10 protein-coding genes are annotated in these 14,777 nt (G+C 62.7%); all 10 read right to left on the bottom strand.

Going from position 1 to position 14,777, the window contains the following annotated elements:
• Positions 1-672 precede the first annotated feature (672 nt).
• Positions 673-1,554, bottom strand: a complete 882-nt coding sequence (locus CEJ45_RS04315; protein WP_088753969.1) for a hypothetical protein — start codon at positions 1,552-1,554, stop codon at positions 673-675.
• A 338-nt stretch (positions 1,555-1,892) separates the two neighbouring features.
• The gene (locus CEJ45_RS04310; protein WP_088753968.1) at positions 1,893-3,944 is read right to left on the bottom strand and encodes a response regulator; all 2,052 of its coding nucleotides are present in this window, start codon (positions 3,942-3,944) and stop codon (positions 1,893-1,895) included.
• Between the two features lie 329 nt (positions 3,945-4,273).
• On the bottom strand, positions 4,274-6,280 hold the full coding sequence (locus tag CEJ45_RS04305; RefSeq protein ID WP_088753967.1) for an AsmA family protein: 2,007 nt from the start codon (positions 6,278-6,280) through the stop codon (positions 4,274-4,276).
• Between the two features lie 170 nt (positions 6,281-6,450).
• Positions 6,451-8,190, bottom strand: coding sequence for a methyl-accepting chemotaxis protein (locus CEJ45_RS04300; protein WP_088753966.1), 1,740 nt, complete (start codon positions 8,188-8,190; stop codon positions 6,451-6,453).
• A 226-nt stretch (positions 8,191-8,416) separates the two neighbouring features.
• The gene (rbsD, locus tag CEJ45_RS04295; protein ID WP_088753965.1) at positions 8,417-8,809 is read right to left on the bottom strand and encodes a D-ribose pyranase; all 393 of its coding nucleotides are present in this window, start codon (positions 8,807-8,809) and stop codon (positions 8,417-8,419) included.
• 20 nt (positions 8,810-8,829) lie between these two features.
• Positions 8,830-9,729 (bottom strand): ribokinase, encoded by a 900-nt coding sequence (gene rbsK, locus CEJ45_RS04290; protein WP_088753964.1) that lies wholly within the window; start codon positions 9,727-9,729, stop codon positions 8,830-8,832.
• Positions 9,730-9,764: 35 nt separating this feature from the next.
• Positions 9,765-10,778, bottom strand: a complete 1,014-nt coding sequence (locus CEJ45_RS04285) for a LacI family DNA-binding transcriptional regulator (RefSeq protein ID WP_088753963.1) — start codon at positions 10,776-10,778, stop codon at positions 9,765-9,767.
• A gap of 11 nt (positions 10,779-10,789) precedes the next feature.
• Complete coding sequence (locus CEJ45_RS04280; RefSeq protein ID WP_088753962.1) at positions 10,790-11,776, bottom strand: ABC transporter permease; 987 nt, start codon at positions 11,774-11,776, stop codon at positions 10,790-10,792.
• A 52-nt stretch (positions 11,777-11,828) separates the two neighbouring features.
• Complete coding sequence (locus tag CEJ45_RS04275; protein ID WP_088753961.1) at positions 11,829-13,397, bottom strand: sugar ABC transporter ATP-binding protein; 1,569 nt, start codon at positions 13,395-13,397, stop codon at positions 11,829-11,831.
• A gap of 91 nt (positions 13,398-13,488) precedes the next feature.
• Complete coding sequence (locus CEJ45_RS04270; protein ID WP_039788120.1) at positions 13,489-14,433, bottom strand: sugar ABC transporter substrate-binding protein; 945 nt, start codon at positions 14,431-14,433, stop codon at positions 13,489-13,491.
• Positions 14,434-14,777 lie beyond the last annotated feature (344 nt).

Genomic DNA, 14,777 nt, shown 5'->3' with positions numbered 1-14,777 from the left:
CGAAGAGAGCTGGTATTCCGCATGAGGGGCACTGCGCCCAACATCAACGAAGTGACAAAAAGAGACGCCGACTGGGATGGGGCTGGATAGGTATCAGGCACTGGCGTTACCGGGGACGCGCGTCCTGCCGATTGAGCTTGCACGCTGCACTCCAAGGATTGGAAAGAGCAGATTGTTCTTCAAGCGTGGGAAGCTTGTCACCATCGATTGGAAACAAGACTTCAGTTATAGAAATTTTTTAGTGAGTTTTTTGGTTGATGATCAAAGCCTTTTGATAGACGACATCCCCCTCCGGAGATACCCCGATGTCGCATCAAGCAATGCGATCCGAACGATCATCTCCCACCACCAGCTCCCTGACCCCGCACGCCAGCACATCCGCCGCAAACGGCTTGATCAAGACCTGCATCTCGCTCTGACGATGCCTTTCCCTAGATTGAGCAACGAATTCTCGGCATAGACGATTACGAACAGCACCAGCGATGCGACGCGCGTAACGAATCTGCAATCACTCAGATGTTATTGGTGGCCGGCACGGACCTCGGTTGTTATACCGCGCGTAAACAATTTTCTGGCACTCTGTTGATCGCGAAGACCAAGAGTGACGGTACCCAATTTGGTTTGAATGGATCGTCATTGTGGCGGGAGATCGGGGGTATCTGACTAAATGATTTAGCGATGGATATTGGCGGGAGGCGAAACAGGCCCTGTCGTTTGGGCATGGTGGAAGGTCAAGATGAATTGACTGACCTTGATCTGGATGTCCTGCCAGTGCGGCAAAAGTCCGGGAGGATAAAGTGTGCTGACCCAGATATTCAGGTCCAGCGATTCCAAGCTCCACTCGTGCTGACATAGGGAATATCGCCGGGTACCGCTCCGGAAATTGCAATTGATGTATGTGGTGGGCCTCCCGCTCGAATCACGGTGAAAGTAGGTATCTCCGGACCCGATCGAGGAATACCGCCATGACTCGCCGGTGGTCGGATGTGCACCCAGATCAACAAACAGTTCAAGCCCAGGAATCTCTGACTCTATGGGTACGAGCTGGTCACCCATTGCCCGGGTTTCGGGGTGCGAAGTCGTTGCTTGATACAAGCGATCCATCGCTCCGTGCCCCGGATAACGAGAACCGGACTCAATCCCGCCACCAATCCAAGGATTGGCCCATCTGAGATCCGCCCTGAGTGAAGAAGACAACGGGTGATATTTTTCGTAATCTGCTTGCGCATCCTTGTCGGCGCGCGTTTTCATATCGGGGTACCGGACCTCGAAAGCGAAGCTGCTCAGGCGCGAGCTGTAGGTACGTTCAGGACGCGGCCCTTTGCGCCTCTCGCCCCAGCCAGGATCGCCGTCGTACTCGATGAACTGGACAATCCTGTGATCAATCTTGACTGGCATCCCACCGAGGTCCCCGATCACATACTCGGGCGGAGAATTGGCCGTCCTCACTGGTGGCGGAGGCGCTATCAATTCGGGATTGTCGATCACGACATAGCACACGGACGCGAACCCGATGCTCAACACCGCCAGCAGTCCAAACACGATCAGGACCATGCCCCCTCCTCCATGCAATCTGGATGATCAGAATTGTTTGTATGGATAAGCGGCACTGCGCCCAACATCACCGAGGTGACAAGAGGAGAAGCCGATGTGGAACGAGCGGGATAGTTATCGGAGACGGGCGCGGCCGTGAACGCGCTTGCTGCCGAGTGAACTTGCATGCTGCACTCCAAGGACTGGAAAGCGCAGATTGTTCTTCAACCGAAGGAAGCTTGTCTCCACTGATTGAAAACAAGTCTTCCTTTATCGAAAATGTTGAGCGAGTTTTTTGCTGGACGAAAAAATCATTTTGCCAGCCTACATAGCCTTGCGGAGGCGGGCTCGCTATCCCATCACCCGATGCGATCCGAACTATCGTCCCCCACCAGCTCCCTGACCCTGCGCGCCAGTACATCAGCCGCAAACGGCTTGGTCAGCACCTGCATCCCGCGCTCAAGATGCCCATGATTGAGCACCGCATTCTCGGCATAGCCGGTGACAAACAGCACCGGCAATTCCGGACGCGGCGCGCGGATGGCATCGGCCAGCTGGCGGCCGTTCATGCCGTTGGGCAGGCCCACGTCGGTGACCAGTAGGTCCAGCTCCGGACAGGCGGCCAGCACCTTGAGGGCGGAAGGCCCGTCTTCGGCCTCCAGCACGTGGTAGCCGAGATCGCTCAATACTTCCACCGTGACCATGCGCACCAGCGGCTCGTCATCGACGACCAGGATGGTCTTGCTGCCCGGCGCAGTCGCGACCATGTTCTCGTCGGACTGCGGCAAATCGTCTTCTCCGGCTTCACCCAGGTGACGCGGCAGATAGATGCAGAGCGTCGCCCCCTGCCCCAGTTCTGAATAAATGCGTACGGCCCCGCCGGACTGCCCGGCAAAACCATACACCATGGATAGTCCCAGCCCCGTGCCCTGCCCGGTCGGCTTGGTGGTGAAGAAAGGATCGAAGGCGCGCGCCACCACATCGGGCGACATGCCGGTGCCGGTATCACTCACGCACAACGACACGTACTGGCCTGGTTGCACGCCGCGCTGCATGGCGGCGATGTCGTCCAGCCAGCGGTTGGCCGTCTCGATGGTCAGCCGCCCGCCGTGCGGCATGGCGTCACGGGCATTGATGCACAGGTTCAGCAGGGCATTCTCCAGCTGGCCGATGTCCACGAAGGTGTTCCACAATCCACCCGCAGCGATGGTCTCCACCGTGATCGCCGGGCCCACGCTACGGCCGATCAGGTCATGCATGTCGGCCACGATGCGGTTCAGGTCGGCCGCCTTGGGGTCCAGCGTCTGCCGGCGCGAGAAGGCCAGCAGCCGCTGCGTCAGGGCAGCGGCGCGCTTGACGGCCGATTGCGCGCCATTGAGATGGCGTTCGATATCGGAGATGCGCCCCTGGGCCAGGCGTACCTTCATCAGTTCCAGGCTGCCGCTGATGCCCGCCAGGATGTTGTTGAAGTCATGCGCCAGCCCGCCCGTGAGCTGTCCCACCGCCTCCATCTTCTGCGCCTGGCGCAGGGCCTCTTCTGCTTCCAGCAAGGCATTGGTGCGCTCCTGCACACGTTGTTCGAGGGTGTCGTTGAGGGTGCGCAATGCCGCCAGCGCGCGATCACGCTCGGCTTCCACGGCACGGCGGCCTTCGATGTCGATCAGCACGCCCGGAAAAGTGCTGGGGATGCCATCAGGCGTCAGTTCCACGCGGCCGTTGGCTTCCAGCCAGTAGTAACGGCCGTCGCGCCGGCGGGTACGGTATTGATGCGCGTAAGTGCCGCCACGCGCCAGGGTTTCGCGAATGCGGGCAGCGAGCATGTCGCGGTCATCCGGATGGACGGCCTCCATCACGTCGGCAATGGACAGCTGCGACAGGTCGCGCTCCGGGGCCACACCGAAGGCCTGCGCAAATCCTTCATCGACGTTGAGGCGATCTGCGGGGATGTCCCAGATCCAGGTGCCGATGATGGCACCCGCTTCCAGGGCCAGTTGCACGCGCTGGACGTTTTCACGCAGCGCGGCTTCGGTGCGGCGGCGCGCGGTGATGTCGCGAAACAGCACCGACACCTGGCGCATCTCCACCGGCCCCACACGCGTGGCCGACACTTCGATGTGGCGGCCCACGGCCTGGAATTCCTGTTCGAAACGCAGCGGCTGGCCCGTCAGCAGGACCTGCCCGTAGACATCCAGCCAGACCTGGGCGTTGTCCGGCTCGATCTCGCGCAGGCGCTTGCCGACGATGCCCTCGATACCGGTGTGCCGGTAGTAGCCGGAATTGGCTTCGATGTGCACGTAGTCGCTGAGCGGCCCATGCGGACCATCGATGAATTCGATGATGCAAAAACCATCGTCGATGGCCTCCAGCAAAGCGTGCCGGTACGCCTTGCTCAAGGGTGAATTGCCTTCCATTGCCGCTTGCTGATCCAAGATAACGCCCTTCCTCGTCGCGCTGTTCTGATTGAGTCTTCCGCCAACACGCTTGCGTCGTCACGGTAGAGCTTGTCGGCATGGTAATGGATTCCCCGGCCGTACGGCCAGTTTCGCGACAAATCCCCCGCTGGGACAACCCGCTATTGCTGCCCGTCAAATGGCAGCCGGCTGCGTATAAGGTATTGGCCTGCTCGTTCTTGTTGATTGGCCCTTATGACTCCGGCTGCCTGCAAAACGCTCCCGCCCGCGCAAAATATTCCTGCCGGGCTCGGCCACCTGGCGCTCAACAGGGGCGCGAACGGCGTCGCTCATGAAGGCGCCGCAGTCGAATGCGGGGCGCAATCGTCGGCAATCTTCTGTCCCGGGGTAATGAGCGGAATCACCGCCGCCACCGGCGCCACCAGTGCCAGGGCCGCTGCGGCACCGGCCCGCGCGGCCAATCCTTCCTTGCTGGCGCCGATGTCCGGATGGGCGAAGGTGCCGCGTACATACAAAGGCGTGCGCAGCGACAGGATGCGCACCTGCTTGGTCCGCGGGACCACGTCCAGGGCCAGCGTTTCTTTGCCCAAGTCGACCTGGCCCCGGATGTCGATGGCGGCATCTTCCGTGTTGAGGATGCCATGGCGCACCTGCGCCAGACCGTCCTTGACGCTGACATCGGCCGCACCACACAGCAGCTTGACCTGCTGGTCGCGATAGAGCTTGGCGAAGACGGCATTGGCCAGGTTCAGGCCGGCCGCCTCCAGGATGAATTGGCTGATGGTGCCTTCGCTCAAGTCCGCCTTGATCTCGCCGTTGGCGTGCGCCAGCATGGCCGCCACCGAATTGCCGCTGCCGGACAGCGTAGCCCGGCCGTCAACCTTGCCGAAGGTGGCATCGAACCGGCCCAGCTTCGGGAACAGCTGGCGCACCTGCACCCCTTGCAATTGCAGTTGCAGCCGCGCGCCGATAGCCGACTGGCGTCCATCTAGACGGATCTCGCCTTCTCCCTTTCCACCTGCCAGCGCGAACTGCAGGGGCGCTGCGGTCAGCACCTGGTCTTGCAGGCGCAAGGTGGTTGCAGCGTCCTGCAATTCGATGTCCGGATGCAACTCAACGCGCTTTGCATGCAAGCCAATTTCCGCATCCAGCTTGGCCCAGCGTTCGGGCTTGGCCGGATCCCCGGGAAGCACGCGCGTTTTGCCCTTGTCTGCATCATTGGCCTGCTTCTTGCCGGACAAAGGCAGGTAATCCGACAAGCGCAGCAATCCGGCCTGGGCCTTGACGGTCAGGCGATTCTTGGGCGGGCCGCGATAGTAGCTGGCATCACCGGCGAAGTCGCTCTCGCCCACCTTGCCGGTGAAGTGTTCATAGCGCCAGTCCCAGGCGCGGGTCTCGCGATCGACGCGCTCGATGGTGAGCTGGCCTTGGGTGGTGAAAGGGCGCGTCGCCGGCAACGGAACGCCACTGGCCGCGTAGAGCCGATCCAGGCTCTCGCCGCTGAGGCGGAGCTGCATCTCGGCACGCGTCAATTGGTGAGGGTTGATGAGTTTGCCGGAGAAGACGGTATGCACCTCCCCGACATCGCCCTCAGCCTGCAGCGGATAAACGCTGTTCTCGTTGAGCAGGTCGGGCAAGGCACCGCCGCGCAGGCTGCCCTGCACCCGGCCCTCCTTGAAGTGGCCGGACACCGTCGCCTGCAAGACCAGCGCGGCGGGATTGGCGGGGTCGGTACTTGCGTTGCCTGCTTCCTTGCGAACCTCCGCCGCCTGATTGGCGGGGCTGGCCAGCGGACGCGCATCGAAACGCAGGTCCATCTCCAGCGGCTGGTCCACATAACGGATCAGGGCGCGCTCGAAAACGATCTGGTGGATGTCGAAACTCCAGCGCGAGCGCGGCTGGTCAGAAAAGCGCCAGCTCTTGTGCTGGTCGTCGACCCGTTCCATCGCCAGGTCCAGGCCGTCGACGCGCAGGTCGGTGATGTGCCAATGCCAGCGCAGCAGCGGCAAAGGAGAAAAATGCAGGTCGAGCGAACGGGCGCGCAACAGGTGGTCGGTACTGCGGGCCCAGTGGGGATTGCCGATATGCAGGTCGCGCGCCGTGAAATGCAGTTGCGGCAGCCACTCGGCGCCGCCCTTGTCATTGCGCACCAGCGACCAGCCCAAGCTGATGGGGCCATCCACCCGGATCTCGCGGGCCAGCACGGTGGAAAGCTTGTGGGTGATCCAGGGCTTGGCCAGGTTCCAGTCGAAGAGCGCGATAGCCAGCGCCAGCACGGCCACCAAGCCGAGCAGCGTCAGTGCAGCCCAGGCCAGGATCTTCGAAGCCTTGGCCATTATCGTTCCCGGATGCCCGCCCACGCGCATGTCTCCCCTTTTTCGCTGACTGATATGAACCGTGCAAACGCAACAGTATCAGCTTCGGGGCAAACCAGCGCTATAGGAGGGCGAGCCGCATCCTTGTCAGAGGAGCGGCAACGCCGGGGTGGTTGGCAAAGCGCGATGGGTCAGAAAGTTTCCCAGAGGTCTTCATCGGCGCGGGCCACGGCCTTGCTGGCCGGTGCCGCCGTGGTCGGTGCCGCGCTCACCCGCAAGACGCTGGGAGCCGGTGCAGGCTTGACCAGCGGCGCTGGACGCACCGCTGCTGCCGGCTTGGCCGGCTTGGCCTGCGCGGCCGGCGCTGCGTTCGCGCCTTGCGCCAGCTTGAAGATGCTGATGGCCGTCGCCAGCCTTGCAGCCTGCTCCTGCAAGGCGCCCGCAGCCGCTGCGGCCTGTTCCACCAGGGCGGCGTTTTGCTGGGTGCTTTCGTCCATCTGGCCGACGGCGCGGTTGATTTCCTCGATGCCGGTGCTCTGCTCGACGCTGGCAGCCGAGATCTCGCCGACGATGTCGGTCACGCTGCGCACGCTGCTGACTACCTGTTGCATGGTGTTGCCGGCTTCGGCCACGAGGGCACTGCCCCCCTCGACCTTGGCTACGGAATCGCTGATGAGGCCCTTGATTTCCTTGGCCGCAGCGGCCGAGCGCTGGGCCAGCGAGCGCACTTCCGAGGCCACCACCGCAAAGCCCCGTCCCTGCTCGCCCGCCCGTGCCGCTTCCACGGCCGCGTTCAAGGCGAGGATGTTGGTCTGGAAGGCAATGCCATCGATGACACCGATGATGTCGACGATCTTGCGCGAGGACTGGTTGATCTCTTCCATCGTGGTCACCACGCGGCCGACGATCTCGCCGCCCTGCTTGGCCACCTCGGAGGCGGTGGCGGCCAGCTGGTTGGCCTGGCGTGCGTTGTCGGCGTTCTGGCGCACGGTAGAGGTCATTTCTTCCATGGCCGATGCGGTCTCTTCGAGCGATCCGGCCTGCTGCTCGGTACGGGAAGACAGGTCCAGGTTGCCGCTGGCAATTTCGCCCGAGGCAGTGGCGATGGAGTCGGTACTGCGCCGCACGCCGGAGACAATGTCGACCAGGTTGTCGTTCATCTTGCGCAAGGCCACCATGAGCTGGCCGGTTTCGTCCTTGGAATGGGGTTCGATGCGGGTGGTGAGGTCGCCTGCGGCGACGTTCTCGGCCACGCGGACGGCCTCGTTGAGCGGCTTGACGATGGAGCGCGCCATCAGGTAGCCAAGGATGATGGACGCCAGCACGGCCATGACCGAGCACGCCAGCGTGACCTGGATGGCCAGGGCGCCATCAGCCACTGCCTTGGCACCTTCTGCCTGGAGCTGGCTATCCTGCGAATCGGCGAAGGCACGCGCCAAGGCCAGGTAGTTGTTCTGGGTATCGGTGATCTTGCGCAGGACGTATTCGTCAGCGGCCTCACTCTTGCCGGCGCGGATGAGCGCCAGGAACTCACGCTCACTGGCATCGAAGGCCTGGCGCGCTTCATCGAGCACCTTGATCTTCTTCTTGCCGACCTCCGTGACCTGACGCGCGGCGATCTTGTCCAGGGCTTCCTTGGTCTGTTTGACCGCCACATCGAGCTGCCCGAATCGCTTTTCGTTGGCCTGCACATTGCTGATATCGATGGCAATGCCGCGCAGGTACTTGATCTGCTCATTGACGCCATCGCGCAGGTCGAAGGCCCAGCGGACCTTCAGGTAGCGGTCATTGACGATCTGGTCGATGCCGCGATTGATGTTGTTGATCTTGACGAAGGCCGTGACGCTGACCACCGCCAGCAAGGCCACGACGACGGCGAACACGGCCGCCAGGCGCACTGCGACCTTGAGGTTTCCGAAATATGCAAACATGCTGTTCCCTATGCTGTTCATTTATTGTTCTGTCTCTTCCGCTTCCTCGAAGATCCAGCTTCTTTTTATTGAACAGCGCGAACGCAGTTCCCTCGAACTTTTCCGTAGGCAACATGATGCGACATCCGCGCATGCCAAACAACAAGGGCAAGCGACTATTTGTGGAAGTGTCGCAAAGTCATCACACAACTAGAGGTGTAAATGTATTTTTTGTACACCTTTTTGCTTAAAACACCACGCCTGAGCCGAGGATGATGTTGGCATAAGGCGTGCATTCCCCAGTGCGGATGTAAGCCTTGGCGCGCGCGGTGGCCTGCTTGAAATCCTCATGCGACATGCTGCGGCGTTGCGGCAAGTCCAGCGCCGCAACCTGCGCGGCCAATGCAGGACTGACGCTCTGCATTTCATCGGCGACGATGTGGAATTCAACCTGCAATTCGCTGAGCACCGTGTTGAGCACGGTCATGAAATCGGGCACGCCCCGCGTGACGGCAAGATCGATCACCGGAACACCGGCCGGCGCCGGCAAGCCGACATCACCGATGACCAGGGTATCGCCATGGCCCATGGTGGCAATGAGCTCGGAAATGGCGGCGTTGAGCAAGGCAGTCTTTTTCATGGCAATGAAGGAACAAGAAATCAGAGCACGACTTCGTCGCGCGTGGGAATGGAGGTTTGGGCACCGACACGCGTGACGCTCAGGGCAGCCGCGGCCTGGGCATAGGCAATGGCGTCGAACTGGTCGTGGCCTTGGGCAATGGCGCCAATGAAGCCGCCGATGAAAGTGTCGCCCGCTGCGGTGGTATCGACCGCCTGCACCTTGCGTGCCGGAAGGTGGCGCTGCTGGCCATCGGCGAAGGATCCATAGACGCCCTTCTCGCCCAGCGTCACCACCACATTGCGAGCGCCCAGTGCATGGAGCTTACGCGCCAGAAGTGGAATGTCTTCGGACTGTTCCTCGGCCAGCATCGCCGCTTCGATTTCATTCAAGATCAGGTAATCGATCTTCTGCAGCAGTTCACGGGGCAAGGCTTGTGCCGGTGCAGGATTGAGCACCACGGTCTTGCCCAGGGCGTGAGCCAGTTCGATGCTGTGGATGACGGTAGGCATCGGCACTTCCAGTTGCAGCAGCACGATGGCGGCCTGCTCGATGAGCGGACGGGCGCGTTCGATTCGCTCCACATCCAGCCGGCCATTGGCGCCGGCGGCGATGACGATGCTGTTCTGGGCGTTGGCGTCGACCATGATGGAGGCGATACCGGTCGCTTCGCCCGCTACTTCGTCGATGTAGCGGTCATCGATGCCGCAGGCAGTAATGGAGTCGCGCATCTGGCCGCCGAAGGCGTCGTCGCCCACGCAGGCGACCATCGCCACGCTGGTGCCGGGCGCGGCCAGGCGGGCACAGGCCACGGCCTGGTTGGCGCCCTTGCCGCCGGGGATGGTCATGAATTTGTCGCCGGCCAGGGTTTCACCCGGCAAGGGCATGCGCGGTACGCGCAAGACCAGGTCCATGTTGACGCTGCCGATGATGACGATCATGTGTGTTCTCTTTGTTCAGTTGCGTTGTGACGTGTTCAGTTCTGCTTGGGGCGCGGGGCGGTCGAGCCGCGCCGCTGGAGTTGCGGCGCCACCGTCTCGCGGCGCGCCGGCAGGCTGGGGTCGGCGATGCGTTCGAGCAGGAACTGCGCCGTCAGGTTGCCCAGCTTGCGGGTATTTTGTGCCACCGTGGTCAGCGGAGGATGAACGAATTGCGCCAGCTCGATATCGTCGAAACCCACCACCGACAATTCGCCCGGCACCTCGATCTGCAATTCACCGGCGGCACGCAGCACACCGATGGCCATCATGTCGTTGCAGCAGAAGATGGCGTCCGGACGTTCTCCTTCGCCCCTCCCCTGCAGCAATTGCATCGCGGCCTGATAGCCGCCGATGCCGCTGAAATCCGCATGCAGCAGGTCGCCCTCGGCCAGCGCCAGGCCACCCGCCTGCAATGTCTGGCGGAATCCCTGCACGCGTTCGTCCGACAGTTCCAGTCCATCCGGTCCGGCGATGCAGGCCACATGGCGGCGCTGCAGCTCCAGCAGGTGGCGCGCCGCCAGGCTGCCACCGAGTGCGTTGTCGGTGCTGACCAGGTCGATGTCCAGTTCCTTGGGCGCTCGGTCCAGCAGCACGGTCGGAATATCGAGCCTGCCCGCCGGGTTGAGATCGGCCTGGTTCAGGGTCGCGATGATGAGGCCATCGCAGCGCTTGGTCTGCAGGACCTGCAGGTAATCGCGCTGCTTGTCAGGATCATCGTCCGAATTGCAAAGGATGACGCTGTACCCGGCGCCATAGCAGTGGTCTTCGATCCCGCGCGCCAGCTCCGAGAAATACGGGTTGGTGTTGTTGGGAATGATGAGGCCGATACTGCCCGTGACCTTGCTGCGCAGCGAACGCGCCAGGGCACTGGGCACGTAGTCCAGTTCCTTGACCGCGGCCAGCACGCGCTCGCGGGCGTCGCTGCTGACCGGACGCGTCTGGTTGAGCACATGCGAGACCGTGGTGTAGGACACCCCGGCCAGCCTGGCGACATCCTTGATGGTGGCCATGGCGTCTTCGTTCAGCGCGCGTGGCGTTGGCCGCGGCGGCGATAGGTATCCAGGATCACGGCCACCACGATGACGGCGCCGGTGATGATGCGCTTCATCGGCTCGCTCACGCCGACCTGGGCCAGGCCTGCTTCCAGTACCGAAATGATCAGCACACCGATGAAGGTGCTCACGATGGAGCCCCGGCCGCCCATCAGGCTGGTGCCGCCGATGACCACCGCCGCGATGACCTGCAGTTCCATGCCCACGCCGCCGTTGGGATCGGCCGCTTCCAGGCGCGAGACCTGGAACAGCGCCGCGATACCGGCCAGCGCGCCCATCAGGGCGAAGGCCAGGATCTTGCTGGGATTGGGGTTCACGCCGGACAGGCGCACCGCTTCTTCATTGGTGCCGATGCCGATCCAGTAGCGGCCCAGCACGGTGCGGGTCAGTACCAGTTGCGCAATGATGACGATGGCGATGGCCGACAGGAAGGCTGGCGACATGCCGAAGAGCACGGGCGAGCTGATCACGTCCACGGCGCTGCCGATGTATTCGGTGCGCGAGTTGGTGACCTGGTAAGCCAGGCCGCGCGCGATTTCCAGCACGCCCAGCGAGACGATGAAGGAAGGAATGCGCCAGTGCACCGAGACCAGGCCGGTCAGCGTACCGCACAGTGCCGCCACCACCACGCCCAGGGGGGCTGCAGCGTACAGCGGCCAGCCCCAGCGCACCATGGCCATGGACAGCATCGAGGCCGCCAGCGCCATCACCGAACCGACCGAAAGGTCGATGCCGCCGATGATGAGGATGAAGGTCATGCCTACCGACATCACCACCAGTGGCGGGATGTCATTGGTGAGGGTGATGAAGGTGGCGGCGCTGAGGAAGTTCTCGCTCAGGAAGGCGAACATCACGCACATCGCCAGCAAGGCGGCCATCAGGCCCAGGTAGTTCTTGAAACCGGCCAGGTAGGCCGCTTGCCGGCTGGCGGCGGGGGTAGAGGAAGAGGTTTGCATCTGTCTCGTTCAATCTTGGCAGTTGATAGTCGGGGCCGCAGGGTCCGGCCGCTCAGGCGGTATTGCCCGCCACATGCGCCGCCGCAACGGCTTCCTGGCGTCCCACGTAACCGCTGAAGGCGGCCGCCAGGATGCGTTCCTGCGACCAGTCATCGCGGCTGAAGGTGTCAGCAATGCGGCCCGCGCTCATGACGGCGATGCGGTCACAGATCTGCATCAGCTCGCGCAGGTCGCTGGAGACCACCAGCAAGCCCTTGCCCTGCGCCGCCAGTTCGGCGAAGAGGCGATAGATATCGGACTTGGCGCCGATGTCGATGCCGCGTGTGGGCTCATCGAACAACATGATGGGGCAATCGCGGTACAGCCAGCGGGCAATCACCACTTTCTGCTGGTTGCCGCCCGACAATTCGCCGGCGGCTTGTGCCACGCTGCCGCTGCGTATGCGCAGTTTCTTCACATACTCTTGCGCCACGCTGCTCTCGGCCGCGTGATCGAGCATGCCGGCGCGGCTCACGCTGCCCAGGTTGGCCAGCGAAGTATTGACGCTGATGGCTTGCGGCAGCAGCAGGCCCTGTCCTTTGCGGTCTTCGGTGACCATGGCGATGCCGGCCTTGACGGCATCCTTGGGACTACGGATGCGTGCGGGCTGCTGGCTGTCGCCAATGAAGATCTCACCTTGTTCGGCGCGATCGGCGCCAAAGATCAGGCGCAGCAGTTCCGTGCGACCGGAACCGATCAGGCCGGCAATGCCCAGCACTTCACCGGCATGCAGCGCCAGGCTGGCCGGCTGCACGACGGGGGCGCGTCCCAGGCCACGGATGCGCAGCACCGGCGCGCCGATGCGGCGATGTTCGGCATCCAGGTCGACCTTGGTCAATTCACCGGCCATCAATTGCACCAGTTGCTCGGTCGAATAGCGGCCGATATCGTCATTGCAGACCAGCTTGCCATCGCGCAGGACCACGATGCGGTCGGCGATGCGCTTCAGTTCTTCCAGCCGGTGCGAGATGTAGATGATGGCCACGCCTTCAGCGCGCAGGCGCTCGATGCGCGAGAACAGCAGTTCCACCTCGCGGTTGGTCAGCATGGCCGTGGGCTCGTCCAGGATCAGGCAGCGGCAGCTGCCGATCAGGTTGCGGGCGATCTCGACCATCTGCTGGTGACCCAGGCCCAGGTCGCCGACCGGGGTCCACGGGTCCAGCTCACCGAGACCGACCACTTCCATCTGGGCGCGGGCGGCCTCGGCCAGCTTCTTGCGGTCGATCCAGCCGAAGCGGCGCGGCAGTTTTTCCAGGAACAGGTTTTCGGCAATCGACAGCGTTGGGATCAGGTTCAGTTCCTGCATCACCATGCGGATGCCCAGGCCTTCCGCCTGGGTGCGCGATGCCGGTGCATAGGGTTGGCCATCCAGCGTCATGCCGCCGGCGCTGGCATCGACCAGGCCGCAGATGATCTTGGAGAGCGTGCTCTTGCCGGCGCCGTTTTCGCCGGTCAGGGCGAGCACCTGGCCCGGACGCAGGTCCAGGTCGATGCCATCGAGCACCGGTGCGGCATAGCTCTTGCCGATGCCGGACAAGGTCAGCAAGGGCGAAGCTTGGGAGGGAGAGTCGTTGGGCTGCATGGTTCTGTAGCGCACAAGGAGGGAGAGGCAAAGTCCCGCGCCCGGTCACGGGCGCAGGCACCTTGCGGAGAAGACGCCAGGGGCGCCGGTATTACTTGGTGACCAGCGAGACCTTGGTCTCGACCACGCCACCCAGAGCGCTTTGCGGCTTCTTCTCGGTCACGGCCTTGAGGGCGGTTTCGATGCCGAAGACGGCTTGCTGCTGGGCGAACTGGTCGACGGTGGCCAGCACGCGGCCATCCTTCAACATCGGCTTGATGGCGTTGATGTTGTCGTAACCGACCAGTTGCACCTTGCCGGTCTTGCCAGCGGCGCGGATGGCTGCCACGGCGCCCAGCGCCATGTTGTCGTTGCCGGCCAGGATGGCCTTGATGTCAGGATGGGCGTTCAGGATCGAGGCGGCGACCTTGTTGCCCTGGTCGATTTCCCACTGGCCCGACTGCACGGTCACGACATTCGCACCGACATCCTTCATCGCATCCTGGAAGCCCAGGGTGCGCTGCTGTGCGTTGAAGGTGGTGGACACGCCTTCGATGATGGCGACCTTGTCACCCTTTTGCAGCTGCTTGCCCAGGTAGTCGCCGGCCAGCTTGGCGCCCTTGCGATTGTCCGGGCCCACGAACGGCACGGTGATGCCCTTTTCCTTCAGGGCGGCGTCATCGAGCTTGTTGTCGATGTTGACCACGATGATGCCGGCATCGATGGCCTTCTTGACCACCGGCACCAGGGCCTTGGAGTCAGCCGGGGCGATCACCAGGGCATTGACCTTGGAAACGATCATCTGCTCGACGATCTTGATCTGGTTGGCGGTGTCCTGCTCATCCTTGATGCCGTTGGCGATCAGGTCGAACTTGCTGGCGTTGGCCTTCTGGTATTCGCGGGCACCGTTTTCCATGTTCAGGAAGAACTCGTTGGCCAGCGACTTCATGACCAGGGCCACCTTGGGCTTGGCCGGAGTCTGTGCCATGGCGGCACCGGGGAGGACTGCACATGCCAGGGCGGCGATGGCGAAATGGCGGCGGGTGAATTTGTTCATCTGGGTCTCCAGTATTGATGTTGCCGGCGTTTCCTAGAAGATAGACGCCGTTATAAGTGCGCAAACGTTTGCGCGGATTGGAGAATAGCACCGCAAAAACAGAAAATAAAGCTGCGGTGCAGCTTTTTTTGATCCGGGGAGTGTGCAAAAGGAAGTGCGGGGCACGCGCTCAGGCAAGCCGCAACGACAAACGGCGGGAAGCGCCGGTCAAGCGCTTCCCGCCGTTCTGGCAGGTCGATGGGGTCATGCAATGACGACGCGCACGGGTTACCAGCACGGCACCGCTCCCATGTCCTCGCCCTTGCGCGGGATGGGAAACGGCATGCTTCAGGCCAGCACTGGTC

Origin of the sequence: Herbaspirillum aquaticum (assembly GCF_002213425.1) — a bacterium.
Lineage (GTDB): Bacteria > Pseudomonadota > Gammaproteobacteria > Burkholderiales > Burkholderiaceae_D > Herbaspirillum > Herbaspirillum aquaticum.
The sequence above is the reverse complement of the archived record's forward strand: the minus strand, read 5'-3'. Positions and strand labels throughout refer to the sequence as shown.

Excerpts from the sequence above, each read along its gene's own strand:
- CEJ45_RS04315 (WP_088753969.1), bottom strand. The coding sequence starts at position 1,554 with ATGGTCCTGATCGTGTTTGGACTGCTGGCGGTGTTGAGCATCGGGTTC.
- CEJ45_RS04310 (WP_088753968.1), bottom strand. The coding sequence starts at position 3,944 with ATGGAAGGCAATTCACCCTTGAGCAAGGCGTACCGGCACGCTTTGCTG.
- CEJ45_RS04305 (WP_088753967.1), bottom strand. The coding sequence starts at position 6,280 with ATGGCCAAGGCTTCGAAGATCCTGGCCTGGGCTGCACTGACGCTGCTC.
- CEJ45_RS04300 (WP_088753966.1), bottom strand. The coding sequence starts at position 8,190 with ATGTTTGCATATTTCGGAAACCTCAAGGTCGCAGTGCGCCTGGCGGCC.
- rbsD (WP_088753965.1), bottom strand. The coding sequence starts at position 8,809 with ATGAAAAAGACTGCCTTGCTCAACGCCGCCATTTCCGAGCTCATTGCC.
- rbsK (WP_088753964.1), bottom strand. The coding sequence starts at position 9,729 with ATGATCGTCATCATCGGCAGCGTCAACATGGACCTGGTCTTGCGCGTA.
- CEJ45_RS04285 (WP_088753963.1), bottom strand. The coding sequence starts at position 10,778 with ATGGCCACCATCAAGGATGTCGCCAGGCTGGCCGGGGTGTCCTACACC.
- CEJ45_RS04280 (WP_088753962.1), bottom strand. The coding sequence starts at position 11,776 with ATGCAAACCTCTTCCTCTACCCCCGCCGCCAGCCGGCAAGCGGCCTAC.
- CEJ45_RS04275 (WP_088753961.1), bottom strand. The coding sequence starts at position 13,397 with ATGCAGCCCAACGACTCTCCCTCCCAAGCTTCGCCCTTGCTGACCTTG.
- CEJ45_RS04270 (WP_039788120.1), bottom strand. The coding sequence starts at position 14,433 with ATGAACAAATTCACCCGCCGCCATTTCGCCATCGCCGCCCTGGCATGT.